The 18,071-nt window shown below is 73.0% G+C and carries 10 protein-coding genes; 7 read left to right on the top strand and 3 right to left on the bottom strand.

Annotated elements, in window-relative coordinates; translation table 11 throughout:
- The first annotated feature begins 3 nt into the window (after positions 1 to 3).
- The 6 genes from ACFV9Q_RS06850 (at position 4) to ACFV9Q_RS06825 (ending at position 9,691) form a co-directional block, all read left to right on the top strand.
- A complete protein-coding gene (locus ACFV9Q_RS06850; RefSeq protein WP_377233750.1) occupies positions 4 to 477 on the top strand; it encodes a DUF6069 family protein in 474 nt (157 codons plus the stop codon).
- Positions 474 to 7,679: a DUF5979 domain-containing protein gene (locus ACFV9Q_RS06845; protein WP_377233749.1), complete on the top strand. Its 7,206-nt coding sequence runs from the start codon at positions 474 to 476 to the stop codon at positions 7,677 to 7,679. Before ACFV9Q_RS06850 ends, ACFV9Q_RS06845 begins: the two co-directional genes overlap by 4 nt.
- Before the next feature lie 95 nt (positions 7,680 to 7,774).
- Positions 7,775 to 8,212: a DUF6325 family protein gene (locus ACFV9Q_RS06840; protein WP_377233748.1), complete on the top strand. Its 438-nt coding sequence runs from the start codon at positions 7,775 to 7,777 to the stop codon at positions 8,210 to 8,212.
- 29 nt (positions 8,213 to 8,241) lie between these two features.
- Entirely contained in the window at positions 8,242 to 8,598 is a 357-nt protein-coding gene (locus ACFV9Q_RS06835) for an SHOCT domain-containing protein (protein WP_377233747.1), read from the top strand.
- A 12-nt stretch (positions 8,599 to 8,610) separates the two neighbouring features.
- Positions 8,611 to 9,027 (top strand): hypothetical protein, encoded by a 417-nt coding sequence (locus ACFV9Q_RS06830; RefSeq protein ID WP_377233746.1) that lies wholly within the window; start codon positions 8,611 to 8,613, stop codon positions 9,025 to 9,027.
- A gap of 25 nt (positions 9,028 to 9,052) precedes the next feature.
- On the top strand, positions 9,053 to 9,691 hold the full coding sequence (locus ACFV9Q_RS06825) for a hypothetical protein (RefSeq protein WP_377233745.1): 639 nt from the start codon (positions 9,053 to 9,055) through the stop codon (positions 9,689 to 9,691).
- On the opposite strand, the gene ACFV9Q_RS06820 is transcribed toward ACFV9Q_RS06825, so the two are convergent.
- Positions 9,688 to 10,866: an AI-2E family transporter gene (locus ACFV9Q_RS06820; protein WP_377233744.1), complete on the bottom strand. Its 1,179-nt coding sequence runs from the start codon at positions 10,864 to 10,866 to the stop codon at positions 9,688 to 9,690. The genes ACFV9Q_RS06825 and ACFV9Q_RS06820 overlap by 4 nt on opposite strands.
- A complete protein-coding gene (locus tag ACFV9Q_RS06815; protein WP_377233743.1) occupies positions 10,863 to 12,560 on the bottom strand; it encodes a SulP family inorganic anion transporter in 1,698 nt (565 codons plus the stop codon). The genes ACFV9Q_RS06820 and ACFV9Q_RS06815 overlap by 4 nt, the downstream gene beginning before the upstream one ends.
- A 111-nt stretch (positions 12,561 to 12,671) precedes the next feature.
- On the opposite strand from ACFV9Q_RS06815, the gene ACFV9Q_RS06810 reads away from it, so the two are divergent.
- Positions 12,672 to 15,014 (top strand): arylsulfatase, encoded by a 2,343-nt coding sequence (locus ACFV9Q_RS06810; protein WP_377233742.1) that lies wholly within the window; start codon positions 12,672 to 12,674, stop codon positions 15,012 to 15,014.
- Between the two features lie 35 nt (positions 15,015 to 15,049).
- On the opposite strand, the gene ACFV9Q_RS06805 is transcribed toward ACFV9Q_RS06810, so the two are convergent.
- Positions 15,050 to 17,761, bottom strand: coding sequence for a LuxR C-terminal-related transcriptional regulator (locus ACFV9Q_RS06805; protein ID WP_377233741.1), 2,712 nt, complete (start codon positions 17,759 to 17,761; stop codon positions 15,050 to 15,052).
- Between the last annotated feature and the right edge of the window lie 310 nt (positions 17,762 to 18,071).

The raw sequence follows: 18,071 nt of genomic DNA, 5'->3' as shown, positions 1-18,071 counted from the left end.
GGAATGGCCTACCAACAGCAGCAACCGCAAGGTCCGGCACCCGAGTCACGGGCGGTCGACGCCCGGGTCCTCTGGTCCGGGGGCGTGGCGACGGCCCTGGTCGTGGCCCTGATCGCGCTGGTCGGTGTGGTGGTCTTCCGCGGCGTCTTCGGGATCCCGATCCTCGCCCCGGAGGGGGAGGGCGTCTGGGGTGACGCCTCGACGATCGGGCTGATGGTGGCCGCTGCCGCCGCCGCGCTGCTCGCGGTGGCCCTGGTCCACCTCCTGCTGCTGAGCACGCCGCGGGCGCTGTCGTTCTTCAGCTGGATCGTCGGCCTGGCCACGGTCGTGGCCGGCGTGGCGCCGTTCGCCACCGACGCCGCCCTCGACAGCAAGCTGGCGAGCGCGCTGATCAACGTCGTGGTCGGGTTCGCGATCCTGGGCCTGGTCGCGGGGGTCGCGCGGTCCGCGGCCGCCCGGGCCGGGCGAGCCGCGTGACGGCGCCCGGGGCGAAGCGGGTTCGATGGCCGGGACGACGGCTGCGGCGCGCGCTCGCCACCCTCGGGGTGGCGGCGATGCTGCTGCCGCTCGTGCTCCTCACGGCGCCGTCGGCCGCGGCGGCCGAGTGGGGCATCGCGAAGAGCGAGCTCAGCTCCGGGCCCTACGAGCCCGGCGACACCGTGCAGTACACCATCACGATCTCGTGCTCGGACCCGAACGCCGACCCGTGCACCGGGGCCGTGGTCACCGACGCGCTGCCGGACGGCCTGGTGCTGGTCAGTGCCTCGATCCTGAGCGGTCCGGCGGGCGGCGAGATCGTCGCCGACACCGGGACCGACACGGTCACGGCCACGTGGCCCAGCGTCCCGAACGGTGCGCAGGGCGAGATCATCGTCACGGCCCGGGTCGACCCGGACCTGCCCCACAGCCAGGACGGCGTGCCGATCACCAACACGGCCACCGTGACCGCGGACAACGCACCGGAGGCGTCGTCGGACGCCACCGTGACGCCCGTCGTCCCGCTCGTGCTGGAGTCCGAGGCGACCAAGTCGATCGACCCGGCGGGCGCGATCGCGTCGCCGGGCGCGGCCGCGACGATGACGCTGACCGCGACCAACGCCTCCAACGACGCCGTGGACGAGCTGGTCGTGCAGGATCCGGTCGACCCGAGCGCGACGCCCAGCCCGTTCACGTACCTCGGGTACACGGGCACCGGCGACATCACGCTCCCGCCGAACGCCGACACGGTGACGCAGGAGTACTGGGACGGCAGCCAGTGGCTGCCGCTGGACGACTCGGTGGACCCGGCCTCGGTGCGGGGCGTGCGCTACACGTTCAGCGGCGACATCCAGCCGGGGGCGACCGCCACGATCCCGGTCGAGGTGGAGCAGCGCGAGAACGTCACCGACCTGACCGACGCGACGACCGTCACCAACGACGTCTCTTCCGTCGTGGTGCTCGACGGCGACGAGTCGGACCCCGCGACCGCGCAGGACACCTACGTCATCACGCCGCCGGACAACAGCGTCACGGCGAGCAAGTCGTTCGACCCCGCGACGGTGAGCGCGGGCGAGCCGACCACGGTCACCCTGGGCGCCACGAGCACGGGCGACCCCACGACGTCGCTGACCCTGACCGAGCCCTCGCCGGGCACGCCCAGCCCGTTCGAGGGCGACGACCCGCTCACGTTCACCGGGTTCGGCCCGTCCGGGGACGGCACGGGCATCGGGTGGCCCGCCGACGCCGACGCCGCGACGGTCACCTTCACCTGCGCGGACGGCTCCACGCCGAGCCTGAGCACGACCACGGCCGGCACGTTGCCGAACCCTCCTGCGGGCTGCGCGGTGGTCGGGTTCTCCGTCGAGTTCACCGGCGCGATCGTCACCGGGGCCGCGGCGTCCGTCCCGTTCACCGCGGACACCGACCCGGACCAGGACGCCGACGACGTCACGCACGCCAACGAGGTCACCGCGACCATCCCGAACGCGGAGGACACGGCCTCGGCGGACCTCGTGACGCTGTCCGACCGCCTGGCGACCCGGACGGACAAGCTGATCTCGCCGTCGACGGTCCCGGCCGTCCCGGGCCAGAGCGTGGTGGTCCAGCTCCCGTCCCAGCTGCTGCCCTTCGGCCCGGACGGGTCCACGACGTCGGCGAACCAGGTGGTTATCCAGGACCCGACGGACCCCGCGAACCCGGGGGAGTTCTGGGCGAACTTCACCGCCACGTCGGTGCGGACCACCGACGTGCCGGCCGGCGCGACGCTCACCGTGAACTACTGGGACGGCAGCGCGTGGGTCCCCGCCCCGGACTGCGGCCCGTGGACCGGCCCGCAGACCGTGAGCTGTGACCTGCCCGACGGCGCCGAGGGCGTCCAGTTCGTCTACGACTCCGAGGACGGCTTCCCGCCCGGCACGTCGTTCCAGCCCAACTTCACGGCCGCGTACGACGGCCCCGCGGACCGCGACGACCCGATCGCCAACTGCGGCGCGTCGAGCGCGTCGTCGGGCACGGTGGACCCCACCGACCCGGCCGAGGGGTGCGCCACGGTCGACCCCTTCCCCGTGGACGGGTCCGGAGACCTCGACTTCGTGGACAAGTCGTTCCTGGGCGGTGACCCGCCGAGCGTCCTGGCCCGGTCGGGCGACCAGGTGACGGCGCAGCTGACCTGGTCGACCAACGGCTTCTCCGGCGTCGACCCGATGGTGCTCTCCGACATCGCCGACCCGGACAGCACGCCGATCGCGGACTCGTTCTACGACGCGTTCGACCTCGTGCGCGTCGAGCCGGTCACGCCGGCCGTCGACCCGCTGATCGGGTACGACCAGGTGTCGAGCGTGGAGCTCTTCGTCGGCGGGGCCTGGGTCCGGGCCGCGGGCGACCCCTGTCCCGAAGCCTGTGACGGCACGTTCCCGGGCTACACCCTCACCGCCGGCGAACGCGCCGCGGCCACGTCGGTGCGGCTCACCTACGACGAGTCGCCGTCCCGCACCACGGGCACCGACCCGACGACGCCGCAGCCGGGCGACGGCGTGGCCCGGTCCACCCAGGCCGACGGCCGCCACCTCCAGCTCACCTTCGAGGTCCGCGACGAGCGGCGGGGCGACGGCTCGCCCGTGCTCGGCTCCACCAACGGCACGATCTACAACACCACGGACCCGGGCCTGGTGAACGACACCGTGCGGGCCGACGCGACGTTCCGTGGCGACGTCTACACCGACACCGCCGACGCGGACGTGCTGATCATCGACGAGCCGATCAACGCGGGGGTCACCAAGACCTGGACCGGCGGGCCGATCTCGGTCCCGCCGTCGGGCACCCCCGCACAGTTCTACCCGTCGACCACCGTGTCGATCACGGGCACGAACGAGTCGCTCGCGCGGGTCGACCAGCTCCGCCTCGTCGAACCGGGGCTGACCGGCAGCGGAGACGTCCAGGTCGGCCCGGGTACGTCCCCGTTCGACGCGTTCACGCTGCGGCAGATCGTGATCACGCCGCCCGAGGGGGCCGACACGACGACGGTGACGCTCACGACGTGGGACGGGAGCGGCACGTCGACGGCGACCTACACCGAGGCGGAGGCCGAGGCGCTCACCGCCGCCGACCTGCAGGACGTGACCGGGGTGGAGGTGCTGTTCGACGGGCGGATCCCGGGCCAGGCGTCGGGCAGCGTCGACCTGACGCTGCAGCTGCGCGAGCTCGACCGGTACACCGGCGACCCCGTGACGGTGGCGGGCTACTCACCGGTACCCGACACGGCGGCGGCGCAGGTCGCGGACCCGGGCGGTACCGACGCCGACGCGCCGCTCGCCTGGGACGACGCGGACCTGGTGCTCCAGGACGCCGCGATCGGCCTCGTCGTCGGCAAGTCGTTCGACCCCGACCAGGTGGTCGAGCCCGGCACCGGGCCGGTGCGCATGACGCTGTCGGGGACGCCCCAGGGGCCGTCCCGCGCCGTCGAGCTGGTCCTGACGGACGACGACCCACGGTTCTGGAACCAGTACGACTTCGCGGGCTTCGCGGCGGACGCCACACTCGTCGCGCCGATCCAGCAGGTACAGGTGGACGCGTTCACCGGCGGCACGTTCACCGGCGACGACACGGGTGTGACCGTGAGCGGCGGGTCCTGGGTGACCGGCACGCCGTCGGGCACCTTCGCCCTGCCCGACGGGGTGGCCCCGGGCGACGTGCAGGGGCTGCGGTTCACGTTCACCCGGACCGACGGCTCGATCTGGGAGAACCCGGCCACGCCGACGCAGACCGTGCCGATGGACGTCGAGCGGCGTGCGGACCTGCGCACGGGCGGCCCGGTGCTGCCCGACCTCGCCGCCAACCCGCCCGCACCCGGCGAGACCGATCCGGGAGTTGCGAGCAACGAGGTGGACGGCACGATCACGGGCGCCGACCTGGTGGTGGACCCCGGCACCGGCGACACCGTCCCCGTGAGCGCCGACGACAGCGCGGACGCGCAGATCCTCTTCGTGCACGCGGAGAACGGCGTCGAGGTGGTCAAGGACTTCGACGGCACGGTGACGGGCGGCACCGAGGGGCCGAACGCGGTGTTCCCCATGAACCTCGCGGTCACCAACACCGGCAACCGCCCCGTCTCCGACCTCGTGGTCACCGACCCGATGCCGGTCGACGCCGGGGGAGCGCAGCTGCGGCTGGCCGACGTCGACGAGCCGTACTCCTACGCGCTGGCCGGCGACCCGCCCGACCCCGCGGGCGGCACGCCGCTGCCGACCGACGCGGCCGACGTGACCGTCGACCAGACCGGCGACCTGGAGAACCTCCGGTTCACGTTCCCGGAGGGGTCGGTGCTGGAGGTCGGGCAGACGTACACGATCACGGTGCAGGTGCGGTTCCGGGTGGGGCTGCCCGCGCGCACCGTGGTGGACAACACCGTGGGCGTCACCGGCGACCGGCCGTGGGACGAGTGCGCCGCCCGGCTCGACGAGGCGACCGGCGCCTGCGAGGCCGACGCCGACGTCACGAGCATCCCCGCCGGTGTGCTCGCCCAGTCCAAGGTGGTCAAGGCCACGGACGACGACGAGCTCGACGTCGTCGTCGACCCCGCGGCGGACCCGGACACGACGTGCACGCCGGACGCGGACGGGTTCTACGCCTACCCCTGCACGCCGGTCGTCCCGCCGGGGCACGACGAGACGTGGCGCGTGCGGATCGACAACGTCGGCAACCTGCCCATCACCAAGGTGGTCAGCTACGACCGCCTGCCGGTCCCCGGCGACACCGGGTCCTACGCGCAGTCCGCGCGCGGCTCCCAGTGGAGGCCGATCCCCACGGACGATCCGATGCCCACGCTCGTGAACCCGCCGCCGGGCGCGGAGGTGGCCTTCTACTACACGACGGCCACCGACTACTGCCGCGACGACATCGAGAACCCCGGCGCCGAGCCGGTGTGCCCCACGGACGATCCCGAGACCGGCTGGGTGCGCCTGACCGGCACGGAGGGCGACGCCGTCTTCGAGACGATCACCGCCCTGAAGGTCGTGGTCACGTTCACGCAGGACGACCCGCTGGAGCCCGGCGAGTCCATCGCCTACGAGGGCACGACGACCACGCCGCCCGAGGCACCCGAGGCCGGTGACGGGTCCATCGCGTACAACTCCGCGGCGGCCTCCGGCGTGGTGCAGGCGGACCAGGGGTCCTTCGACCTGCTGCCCACCGAGGGCACCAAGGTCGGGGTCGCGACGGCCACGGGGTCGCTCCAGGTCGTCAAGCGGGTCACGGGGGACGGCGCGCGGTACGCGCCCGACTCGTTCGACCTGACGGTGCGGTGCACGTCGGCCGTCGGCACCTGGGTCGAGGAGCAGCTCGACCCGATCCCGGTCACCGTGTCGCCCGGCACCCCGGTCGTGGTGCCGAACCTGCCCTACGGCGCCGAGTGCACGGTCACCGAGGACCCCGCGGGCGGCCAGACGGCGCTCGTGGTCGGGTCGGCGACGATCGGCCGGGAGCCCGAGGTCGTGACCCTGACGGCGGTGAACCGGTACGACCTGGCGAGCCTGGTCCTGTCGAAGGACGTCGTGACTGCCGCCGTCGACCAGGACGGCGACCCGGTCGGCTACGGGCCGTTCGAGGTCACGGTCGAGTGCACGTTCCTGGACGAGCCCGTGTACGCCACCGGATACGGGCCGCTGCGACCCATGGTGGTCACGATCGAGGACGGCGAGGAGGTCGTGCTGGAGGGGCTGCCCGTCGGCGCCGACTGCACGGCCACGGAGTCGGACACGGGTGGCGCGGCCTCGGTCGACGTCACGGTGACGCACGAGGGCCAGGACCCCGTCGTCACGGACGGCACCGAGGGCACGACCACCGTCACGCCGGACGAGGCGGACGGGAGCACCACGGAGTTCACCTTCACCAACCAGTTCGACGTGGGCGCGCTCGACCTCGTCAAGGTCGTCGACGGCGAGGGCGCCGAGGCCTACGGCACCGGACCCTTCACGCTCGCGGTGCGGTGCACCCTCGACGACACCGGGGACGGGCGCCGCGTCGTCTACGACGGCACGGTCACGCTCGGCGCCGCCGGCCCGCTCACCGCGCAGGTCCCGGACCTGCCGACGGGCGCCGTCTGCCGCGTCACCGAACCCGGCGACGGCGGGGCGACGTCCACGAGCATCTCGCCGCGCCGCGTCACCGTCGGGTCGGGCGACACCGTCGAGGTCACCGCCACCAACACGTTCGACCTGGGCGCGATCACGGTCGACAAGACGGTCGACGGCGACGGAGCGGCGCTGTACGGCGCCGGCCCGTTCGAGGTGACCCTGGCCTGCACCTTCGAGGGCGACCCGATCGGCATCCCCGGCGGGGCGGTCCGCGAGCTGGTCCCGGGCAGCCCGGTCGTGTACGACGGTCTGCCGGTCGGCGCGCAGTGCGCCGTCACCGAGACCGCCACCGGCGGCGCCACCTCGACGACGCTCTCCGTCGTGGGCGACGGCGCACCCGGCACCGCCGTCGTGCCGGCCGGCGACCCGGCGGCGCTCGCGGTGACCAACACGTTCGACGTCGGGCGGGTCGAGGTGGTCAAGACCCTGTCCGGGCCGGACGCCGCCGCGCACCAGGACGACGTCTTCACCGTGGAGCTGGCCTGCACGCGGGACGTCGACGGCGCGGCCGTGGACGTCGAGATCCCGGGCGGCCCGTCCCGCACCCTGTCCGCCGCCGACGACTGGACGGCGGTGTACGAGGACCTGCCGCTGGGGGCGACGTGCCAGGTCACCGAGACGGACGCCGGCAGCGCCGACAGCGTCACGATCGTCGTCGACGGGACGACCACGCAGGCGGACCCCGCCGAGGGCGACCCGCGGTCGGCGTCGTTCGACCTGCCGGCCGGCGACGACGTCTGCCTGCCCGTCGAGGTGACCAACACGTGGGGCGCGTCGGCCGACGGCGTCGCCTCGGCCTCGCTGACGGCCCTGGTCACGCCGCTGGCCGCGACGTTCGCCGCGGACCGCGCCGCCCTGCCCGACGGGTGCGGGGACCAGGGTGGCGGGGGCGCCAGCGGGCCCGGACCCGGGCCGGGGCCAGGGCCGGTGCCAGGCACAGAGCCTGGCACCCTGCCGTGGACCGGCGTGAACGCGCTCCCGACGGCCCTGCTCGCCCTCCTGTTCCTGGTGGCCGGCGGCGTGTTCGTCACGGTGAGCCGCCGGATGCGGGGCCGCCCCGGAAGCCACTGAACCGTGCACCACTGAACCGGGCCGGCGCCCGCCGGACCGCACCCGTTGTCGCACCTGTCTGTTGTCGCACCTGTCATCTCGCCCTGGAGGTAGTCATGGAACCCTCGTTCGGACCCGTAGAGCTCGTCGGGCTCGCCTTCGACACGCCGCGCATCCCGCCCTCGGTCGCCCAGGCCGTGCTCGACGTCGCCGTGGCGGGCGCCGTCACCCTGCTCGATCTCGCCGTCGTGCGCCGCGACCAGGCCGGCGACGTCGAGATCCTGGAGGCACAGGACCTCGGCGACGAGATCGACCTCGTCGCCGTCGAGCTGCCCGCCTCCGGCCTGACCGGCGACGAGGACCTGCGGGAGATCGCCGCGGCGGTCGAGCCGGGCACCTCCGTGCTCGTGCTCGCGATCGAGCACACGTGGTCGCGCGAGCTGGTGACCGCGGCGATCAGCGCCGACGCCGACGTGATCCTGCACGAACGGGTGCCCGCCGTGACGGTCAACGAGATCGCCGCGCTCGCGGACACCGCCGCATCCCCCCTCTGAGCCGCACCACCACCGAACGGAGCATCGACATGGCACCCTTACGACGTTTCGGCCGGCCCGGCCTCATCGGCACGGCAGCCCGCACGGCGGTCATCGCCGGTACCGCCACGGCCACCGCCGGCGCGATCAACCGACGCCAGACCAACCGCGCGCAGCAGCAGTACGAGGCCCAGCAGTACGAGGCCCAGCAGGCCGCGCCTCAGCAGTACGCGCCCCAGCAGCCGCCGCCGCAGTACGAACCGGTGCAGCCGGCACCCGCCGCGCCGCCGTCGGACGGCGCGAACGACGCGCTCCTGACCCAGCTCGCGCAGCTCGGCGAGCTGCACGGCAAGGGCGTGCTCACCGACGCCGAGTTCGCGGACGCCAAAGCAAAGCTCCTGGGCTGAGAGAGGATCGACATGAGGCGAACGACAGCGGTCACGGCGGTGGTCACGGTGGGCCTGATGCTCCTGGGCACGGCGGCCTGCTCCAGCGACACACCCGAGGAGAACACCGAGCAGGCCTGCGCCGCGGCGGAACAGCTGAACGTCGCGCTGGACAACTTCGACACCACGGTGACCCCGGACGCCACCGTGGACGAGGTCGGCGCGGCGCGGGACGAGGTGCGCCAGGCGTGGCAGGAGCTGAAGGACGCGACCGCCGACGTGGCCGAGGACCGGGGCCAGGCGCTCGACGACGCGTGGGACGGCCTGCAGCAGGCCGTCGACGACGTCCAGGGGGACGAGACGGTGTCCGACGCCGCCACGTCGCTGAAGGACGAGGCAGCGAAGGTGCAGGACGCCCGCCAGGCCATGGCGGACGAGCTCGGCTGCTGACGTAGTCGCGACACGAGGGGGCGCCATGAGCGAGCAGAGACGACGGACCGTGTCCCGCTGGTCCGTCGAGAACGTCGCCGTGGCGCTCCTCGCGGTCACCGCGGTGCTCACCGCGTGGAGCGGTTTCGAGGCCAGCAAGTGGGGCGGGGAGATGTCCATCGCGTTCTCCCGCGCGTCCACCCAGCGCATCGAGGCCACCCGCCAGGCGACGACGGCGGAGGCGGCGCGGGCGGTCGACCTGCAGGTGTTCGGCATCTGGCTGCAGGCGACCGCCGAGGACGACCAGGAGCTGGCCGAGTGCACGCGGGAGCGCTTCACGGAGCACTTCACGCCCGCCTTCGACGAGTGGCTCGCGGCGCGTCCGCGGAAGAACGCGGACGCGCCGGCGAGCCCCTTCGCGCTGGACTCGTACGTGCCGCCCGGCCGGGTCGAGGCGCAGGAGGCCGACGCCCGCGCCGACGCGTACTTCGAGGACGCGCTGACCGACAACCGCCGCGGTGACAACTACACGCTGCTCACCGTGCTGTTCGCGCTCGTGCTGTTCTTCGGGGCGCTCGCCAACCGGTTCGACTCGCCACGCAGGTCCTGGACCGTGCTGGCGGGTGCGGGGGTGCTCCTGCTGTTCGGCGTGAGCCTCCTCGCGGTCTTCCCAAAGATCGTCTAGGGCTCCGGCTCCGGCTCCGGCTCCGCCCGGTCCCGGCCCTTCCCGTTGCCGCCGTCGACCTCCTGCCACCCGTTCGGGTCGCGCAGCATGTGCGACTCGATGAGGTCGTGCCGCCGCAGGTAGGTGTTGGCCGTCGCCTGGACCGTCGCGGCGATCGGCAGCGCGAGGAAAGCCCCGAGCGCCCCGAACACGGCGCCGAACCCGAGCACGACGAGGAAGCTCACTGCGGGGTTCATCTCCAGCGCCCGCGCGGAGACCTTGGGGGAGAAGTAGAGGTTCTCGAGCTGCTGGTAGCCGATGATGAACGCGAGGACGGCGAGCGCCTGGGGCAGGCCCTGCGACGTCAGGGCCACGGCGACGGGCAGCGCCCCGCCGAGGTAGGTGCCGATGGTCGGGACGAACTGCGACACCACGCCCACGAACACCGCGAGCGGCAGCGCGTAGGGGGTGCGGACGATCAGCAGGAAGACGAGCGTGAAGGCGCTCGACAACGCGGCGAGCACGATGCGGGAGCTGATGAAGTCCGAGACCTTCACCTGGGTGATCTCCCACAGGGTGAGCACCTCCTGCTGGCGGGCCGGCGTGAGCCAGCGGCACACCGCGACCCGGAGCCGGGGCCCCGCGGCCAGCAGGTAGTAGGTCACCAGCAGGATGGTCAGCATCGCGAACAGGACACCGATCACGGAGGCGCCGACCAGCAGCGCGCCGGAGGCGACGTCGTCCCCGAAGTTCGTCAGGACCTCGCGCAGCAGGTCGTCGGAGTCGGGAAGGGCGATGCCGAACTGTTGCGCGACACGGTCCTGGATCACCGCGTACACGTCGGGCAGGTTGTCCAGGAGCTGGATGAGCTGCTGGACGAAGAGGTTCCCGAACAGCCCGAGCACCACCCCCACGAGGACGATCGAACCGCCGAGCGCCACGGCCGCGGCCGCGCCCCGGCGCCACCCGTGCCGCACACACCAGACCACCGGCGGTTCGAGGGCCAGCGCGAGGAAGAACGCGATCAGCACGTTCACCGCCAGGCCGCGCAGGGCACCCATCGCGTACCAGCCGAACGCCCCGAGGTAGACGGCGACGACGACCAGCACCAGCGCCCGGGGCAGCCACCGCGGCGGTCGGCGGGAGGCGGCGTCGCCGCGCGGCGCGGTGGCGGCGAGGTCGTCCGGTTCGCTCATGCCTGCGCCTCCCGTGCGCTCGCGGCGGCCACCGCGGCGTCAACCGTGGGGAGCACCCGCTCGTCGCGCTCCGCGGCGGCCCACCAGCGGGACGCCGCCGCCTGGCGGCGGACGTCCGGGGGGAACGCCGCGAGCAGCAGCATCGTCCCTTCGCGGGCGAGGTCCGCGTCGAGCGCCTCAAGCGCGTCGAGCAGCGGGATGGTGGCCCGGAGGACCGCCGTGCCCTCCAGCACCACGGCGTGCGGCGTGGGCCGGTGGTTGAGCGCGGCGGCGAGGACGTCGTCCTGGGTCGGTCGCGCGTTGCCGGTGAAGATCGACCGGTCGAGGTGCAGCAGGACCACCCCGGCGGGCCCGGCGCCTGCGCGCGGGGGCGGACCGGGCGGCGGGTTGGGCGTCCAGCCGCCGTCGGGTGCCGCGTACAGCGGGCGGACGGCGCTGCGGCTGACCGTGCGCAGCACCAGGAACAGCGTCAGGACCACGCCGGCCCCGACGGCCGGCAGGAGTCCCGCGGTGAGCCCGATCGCCGTCGTGGCGATCGCGACCCAGAACTCCGTGCGGTCGATGCGGAACAGCCGCAGGTACTCGGCCGGCGACACCAGCCCGACGACCGCGACCAGCACCAGGGCGCCGAGCGTCGCCGCCGGCAGGTCGCTCAGCACGGGCGCCAGGAAGAGCGCGACGAGCACGGCGAGCGCCGCCGTCGTGAGGCCGGCCACCTGGGTGCGGGCGCCTGCCCCGAGGTTGACCGCGCTCTGCGAGAACCCGCCCGCGGGCGGGAGGCACTGCGTGAGGCCGCCGCCCAGGGCTGCGACGCCGACCGCGAGCAGCTCCTGGTCGCTGTCGACGGTCGGCTCGGACCGCTGCCGCTGCGCGCGGGCGACCAGGACGGTCTCCAGGAAGGCCATGACGGCGATCGCCAGTGCGGCGGGGAACAGGCCGGGGATCGCGTCCCACAGCGGCGGGCTGAGGTCTGGCAGGCCGGCGGGCACCGGCTCGATGAGCGCGAGGCCCCGGTCCTCGACGTCGGTCAGGACGACCAGCAGGACGGAGGCCACCACCACGACCAGGGCGGCGGGTACCCGCGGCGCGACCCGGCGCAGCACCAGCAGCGTGGCGACCGCGAGGACCGAGAAGATCGCCGTGAGGGCCTGCGTCGTGGGGAGCGCGGCGACGACGTCGGCGAGCTTGCCGAAGAACCCGGCGTCCCGGTCCGGCACCGTCAGGCCCAGGAGGGTCGGCAGCTGGGTCACCGCGACGGTGAGCCCGACGCCGGCCTTCACGCCGGTCAGGGTCGCGGGGCTGATCTGCTCCACCAGCGAGCCGAGCCGCAGGAGCCGCATCACCAGGAGGCACACCCCCACCAGCGCGGTGAGCGTGAAGGCGGCCCCGAGCAGGTCGTCCGGCGCCGTGCCGGCCCCCGCGAGCGCGGAGGCGGTCAGCACCGCGATGGTCGACGTCGTCGAGACGCTCAGGGTGTGCGAGCCGCCGAGGAGCGCGTAGAGCAGCACGGGGACGATGCAGGTGTAGAGCCCGACGGATACCGGCAGCCCGGCGATGGTCGCGTAGGCCATGGCCTGCGGCACCACGACGACGCCCGCGGCCAGCCCTGCCACGACGTCGGCCCGCAGCCACGTGCGGCGGTACCCGCGGAGCGAGGGGCCGAGCCAGCGGGGCGTTGCCGAGGTCAGGTCCACGCGGGTCAGCCAAGTCGGTGGGTGACCTGGGGCGTTCACCTAGTTCGGGTGAGGTGTGCCGTCGCGGGCGCTGCGGATGATCCGGGCACCACCGCTACGAGGAGGTCCGACATGGCACGGGAGTTCCGGGGCAAGATCGAGCTCGACGTCCGCGACTCGCAGGGGGACTGGGAGGCGTTCCTCCCGCAGAAGGCGCCCCAGGGTGCGCCCAACGTCCTGGTCGTCCTGTACGACGACACCGGGCAGGCCGCCTGGTCGCCGTACGGCGGGCGCATCCAGATGCCCACGATGGAGCGCCTCGCGGCGGGCGGCCTGACCTACTCGCAGTGGCACACCACCGCGCTGTGCTCGCCCACGCGGTCGACGTTCCTCACCGGCCGCAACCACCACCTCAACGGGTTCGCGACCATCTCGGAGAGCTCGACGGGTTTTCCCGGCTACAGCTCGCACATCCCGCCGTCCAACGCGAGCATGGCGAGCGTGCTGCGCGAGGCCGGGTGGAGCACCTTCTGGGTGGGCAAGAACCACAACGTGCCGATCGACGAGTGGACCATGGGCGCCTCGAAGAAGCGCTGGCCGCTCGGGCAGGGCTTCGACCAGTTCTACGGGTTCATCGGCGGCGAGACCAACCAGTGGTTCCCGTCCCTGGCGGAGGGCAACCGGTACATCGACCAGCCGTACGGCCCGGAGGACGGCTACCACCTGTCCAAGGACCTCGCGGACCAGGCGCTGCGGATGATCCGGGACTCCAAGCAGACCGAGCCGGACAAGCCCTGGTACCTGTGGTTCTGCCCGGGCGCCAACCACGCCCCGCACCACGCGCCCCAGGAGTACATCGACAAGTACAAGGGCGTGTTCGACGACGGGTACGAGGCCTACCGGGAGTGGGTGCTGCCCCGGATGATCGAACGCGGCATCCTTCCGGAGGGCACCGAGCTCACCGACCTGAACCCCATGCCGGACGGCACCTTCTCGGAGACCGACCGGGTCCGGCCCTGGGCGGAGCTGAACGAGAAGGAGAAGGCGATGTTCTGCCGGATGGCGGAGGTGTACGCGGGGTTCTCCGAGTACACGGACGCCCAGGTGGGCCGCATCGTCGACTACCTGGAGGAGTCCGGCCAGCTGGAGAACACGCTGATCCTCTACTGCGCGGACAACGGCGCCTCGGGGGAGGGCAGCCCGGACGGCTCGGTCAACGAGGGCAAGATCTTCGGCGGCTACCCGGACGACCTGGAGCAGAACCTCACGATGGTGGACCAGCTCGGCAGCCCCGACACGTACAACCACTACCCGACGGGCTGGGCCGCCGCGTTCTCCACCCCGTACCGGATGTTCAAGCGGTACGTCTACCAGGGCGGCATCAGCGACCCGATGGTGATCCACTGGCCCGCCGGGATCGCCGCCCGCGGCGAGGTGCGGCACCAGTACCACCACTGCACGGACGTGGTCCCCACCATCCTCGAGGCCTGCGGGGTGGAGTTCCCGAAGGTGTTCGACGGCGTCGAACAGACCCCGCTGTCCGGGGTGTCGATGGTCTACTCCTTCGACGAGGCGGAGGCCCCGACCCGCAAGGAGACGCAGTACTACGAGATGTTCGGCAACCGCGGCATCTGGCACCGGGGCTGGAAGGCGGTCACCGAGCACGGCCCGGTCAGCGGCACCGGCCGGTTCGAGGAGGACCGGTGGCAGCTCTTCCGCACCGAGACCGACCGGTCGGAGGCGCACGACGTGGCGGCGTCGCACCCCGAGAAGGTCGAGGAGCTCAAGGCGCTCTGGCTCGCCGAGGCGGCGGCGAACAACGTGCTGCCCCTGAACGACCTCCAGGTCATCGGCAACCCGAAGGACTTCGAGACGTTCATCAAGATGGAGTTCAGCGTCCCGGTGCCGCCGACCGGCCAGTACACGTACTACCCGGGCACCTCGGAGATCCCGGAGCGCTCGGCCGCCAACGTGCACGGCGTCTCCTACAAGGTGCTGGCGGACCTGGACCTGAACCCCGGAACGGCGGGCGTGGTCTTCGCCCACGGCTCGCGGTTCGGCGGTCACGCGCTCTTCATCAAGGACGGCACCCTCACGTACGCCTACAACTTCCTCGGCATTCCGCCCGAGATCCAGATCTCCGCGCCGGCGCCCACCAGCGGCCGGCACGTCGTCGGGGTGGACTTCGCCAAGGAGCGGATGGGGGAGCACCGGGAGGGGATCGGCCCCCTGCGGCTCTGGATCGACGACGAGATGGTCGCGGAGCAGGAGATCAGGACCGTCCTGGGCCACTTCTCGCTGTGCGGCGAGGGGCTGTGCATCGGCTACGACAGCGGGGACGCGGTCTCCCGCGAGTACGCCGGCTCCCGGTTCGAGTTCACCGGCGGCACCATCCACAAGGTCGTGTTCGACGTCGCGGACGACGCGTACGTGGACCTGGAGGGACACCTGCGGGCGGCGATGGCCCGCGACTGACGTGCCCTGACGGGCCCTGACGTGCGGCGGGGCGCTCAGATCAGGTGGAAGCTCCGGGCCACCTTGAGCGCCTCGCTGCGGCACGACGCGGCCAGCTTCACGTACAGGCTGGAGACGTGCGTCTTGATCGTGTTCTCCGAGACGAACAGCGCCACGGAGATGTCCGCGTAGGTGGCCCCGCGGGCCAGCTCGTTGAGGACCTCCCGCTCCCGCGGGCTGAGCGCGGGCGGGACGAGCGCCTGACCGACCTCGTCCAGCTCGTGCGGGGTCGCGGTCACGGAGGCGTAGACGGCCGTGATGTCGGCCCGCCCGGTCGCCATGGTCACGAGCTCGTGGAGCCAGCCGACCGCCGGGCGGCCGACGAACCGGCGCAGCAGCGTCTCGATGGGCGTGCCCTGCCGCACCCAGCCGAGGAAGGGGGAGGCGTTCCGGCGGGTCTCGGTCACCGCGACCGCCTCCGCCAGGCGCTCGCGGGCGGCCTGCGGGTCGCCCAGCGCGTCGAGCAGCTGGGCCTCGCACGCCAGGGCGAGGGCGCGGGTGGGCGGCTGCGCGTAGGTCGCGTCCGCGGCGGCCACTTCGAAGGCGGCGGCGGCGACCCGCCGCTCACCGTCCCGGTCGGCCCGCAGCCCCTGGACGAGCGCGGCCTCGCCGACGGCGCCGAGCAGCTCGAGCGTGCCGTGCAGCGACTTGAGCGTGTCCCGGTCGCTGGCCAGCGTCGCGACGAACGCGCGCTCGACGAGCAGGGCGACCCGCAGGTGCTCGGGGAGCTGGTCGTCCGTGAGCCGCAGGCACTCGCCCGGGCCGGACAGGAGCCGCTGTGCCTCGGCGACGTCGCCGGCGAGCACCGCCTGGCGCGCGTCCCAGATCCGGAACCAGAAGCGCGTGCACAGGTCGCCGTTGTGGTACCGGGCGCCGGCGAAGTCCGCGACCGGGGTGTCGGTGGGCGCGGGCACGTCCAGCAGGCGTGCGAGCAGCCCCGCGAGGTTGGCCCGTGCGGAGACGAACCGGAGGGGCTGCCCGCCCTGGGCGGCGGCGGTGGCGACCGCGTCGCCGGCCAGCTCGACGCACGCCCGCTCCCGGCCGCGCATGTACTGGGTGAAGGCGAGGTGGCTCAGCGCGCAGCTCTCGAGATGTCCCAGGCCCTGGTTGTGGGAGAGGCTGACGGCGAGCGTCAGGCTGGCCTCGGCGTCGGTGAGCTCGCCGAGCCAGTTCTGCGCGATGCCGAGCTCGTTGGCGAGCACGGGCAGGATCTCGGCGTCGGTCTCGCGCGCGCCGGCAAGGGTCTGTGCCGCGGCGAGCACCCGTTTCGCGTGGCCGACGGCGGCGTAGGCCGGTTCGAGCCCCAGCGCGAAGCGCCACAGCCGGACACAGGCGATCCGTGCGTCGAGCGGTTCCTCGTCGTCCGCCGACGACGGCGTCCGGTGGCCGGCGTGCAGGATCCGGTCTCCCCAGTGCCGCGCTCCCTCGACGTCGTCGTTGAGCCAGCAGCCCAGGGCGATGGCGAACCAGGTGTCGGGCCGGTCCTCGACGAGCTCGGCCTGCGCCCGGACGAACCCGGTCACCTCGTCCTGCTCGCTGTGGTCGAGGACCAGGCGCACGCCGTCGCGGGCCAGGACGTCGGCGGCCTCCGTCGGGGCGCCGATGTCGACGAGGCGCTTGAACGCGCCCGAGAGGTGGCCGCGCGCCAGGTCGAGCCGGACCGCGCGCACGACGGTCGAACGAGCCCGGACCGCGTCGACGCCGCCGGCGGCGAGGTGCTGCCGGACGATCTCCTTCAGGAGCGGGTGGACCCGGAAGCCGTCCCCGGTGGGGCAGTCGTCGGGGGCGTCCGCCACGCGCGTGACGAGCAGCCCCGTGTCCTCCAGCTCCGCGAGGACCTCCCCGGCGTGCGGGTCGTGCGTCAGGTGGGCGGCCGTGGAGACGCTGACGACACCCTCTCCGGCGATGCACAGCAGGAGGTGGCGCTGCCGGGGGGTAAGCATGCTGAAGACCTCGCCGGCCACCCGGGTCGCGATCGACGCGGTGTCGTGCGAGAGCAGGCGCGCCGCGACCACCGGGTCCGGGGCGGCCGCGAGCTTGCGCGCGGCGAGGACCGCGGCCGCGCACCAGCCGTCGGCGTGCCGGGTCACGGCGTCGATCACCCGGCGGTCCGTGGACCGGGAGTGCTCCGCCACCAGCGACCTGCACTCGGTCTCGCCGAGCCGCAGCAGGCTCCCCGGCAGGATCGCGAAGTTGCCCAGGAGCTCGGGGACCAGCCGGGTCAGCGGCAGCGCCCGGCGGCTCAGCAGGAGCACACGCATCGACTCCGGCGCGCTGTTGAGCCGTTCGTCGACGAGCCGCAGGGTCGCGGCGGGGAGCAGGTGCGCGTCGTCGATCACGACCAGGGCCGGGGACGAGCTCGCGTCGCCGAGCGCGGCGGACAGCCGCTCGGGCGTCCACGTGTCGTCGGCGTCCAGCCAGGTGGCGTCCCGGGCGTGCGGGGAGGAGGTGGTCCGGAGCCAGCCGGCGACGCCCAGGGTCTTGCCGGCCCCCGTCGGAGCCACGATCAGGGCGACCGCGCCCCGCGTCACCTCGTCGAGCTGCTGCGCGAGGCGCGGCCGCGGTACGTAGACGCGCGGCAGGAGCGGTGCGGGGGAGTTCTCGGGGTGGTGGTTCCGGTCGGGTTCGACGTGCGGAGCGGCGGGCCGCTGTCGCCTGGCGGTGAGGCTCGTGCTCCGCTCGGAGACGGAGCCGGTGTCGATGTGCATACCGCGGAGTCCTCCACTCATCAGGGTGAAGTGGCGGCCGTGGCAGCACCGCCTACCCGTGGCGTCTGACCGCCGCAGATATCGAACGCATGACTTTTATTTCCCTCTCGGGAATAGTGAACCTTTTTTCATCATGCGTGCCCCGAATTGATTTCGCCCGCGCTGGGACTGACTTCACCCGGCGGTGGAGGGTGGGCCGGCTGGCTTTTGAAATACATATAAACGGATAAAGCAGGAATGCAAATTTCGTGAGGCTCGCCGGGATTGCGAGAACGTTCCAACCCCAACGTCAGAAGCCGGTGTGGGGGAG

The sequence above is a fragment of the Promicromonospora sp. NPDC059942 genome (genome assembly GCF_042731755.1).
Taxonomy (GTDB): domain Bacteria; phylum Actinomycetota; class Actinomycetes; order Actinomycetales; family Cellulomonadaceae; genus Promicromonospora.
Note: the sequence above shows the minus strand (reverse complement) of the source record. Positions and strands in the feature narration are given on the sequence as shown.

Excerpts from the sequence above, each read along its gene's own strand:
- ACFV9Q_RS06850 (WP_377233750.1), top strand. The coding sequence starts at position 4 with ATGGCCTACCAACAGCAGCAACCGCAAGGTCCGGCACCCGAGTCACGG.
- ACFV9Q_RS06840 (WP_377233748.1), top strand. The coding sequence starts at position 7,775 with ATGGAACCCTCGTTCGGACCCGTAGAGCTCGTCGGGCTCGCCTTCGAC.
- ACFV9Q_RS06835 (WP_377233747.1), top strand. The coding sequence starts at position 8,242 with ATGGCACCCTTACGACGTTTCGGCCGGCCCGGCCTCATCGGCACGGCA.
- ACFV9Q_RS06830 (WP_377233746.1), top strand. The coding sequence starts at position 8,611 with ATGAGGCGAACGACAGCGGTCACGGCGGTGGTCACGGTGGGCCTGATG.
- ACFV9Q_RS06825 (WP_377233745.1), top strand. The coding sequence starts at position 9,053 with ATGAGCGAGCAGAGACGACGGACCGTGTCCCGCTGGTCCGTCGAGAAC.
- ACFV9Q_RS06820 (WP_377233744.1), bottom strand. The coding sequence starts at position 10,866 with ATGAGCGAACCGGACGACCTCGCCGCCACCGCGCCGCGCGGCGACGCC.
- ACFV9Q_RS06810 (WP_377233742.1), top strand. The coding sequence starts at position 12,672 with ATGGCACGGGAGTTCCGGGGCAAGATCGAGCTCGACGTCCGCGACTCG.
- ACFV9Q_RS06805 (WP_377233741.1), bottom strand. The coding sequence starts at position 17,761 with ATGCACATCGACACCGGCTCCGTCTCCGAGCGGAGCACGAGCCTCACC.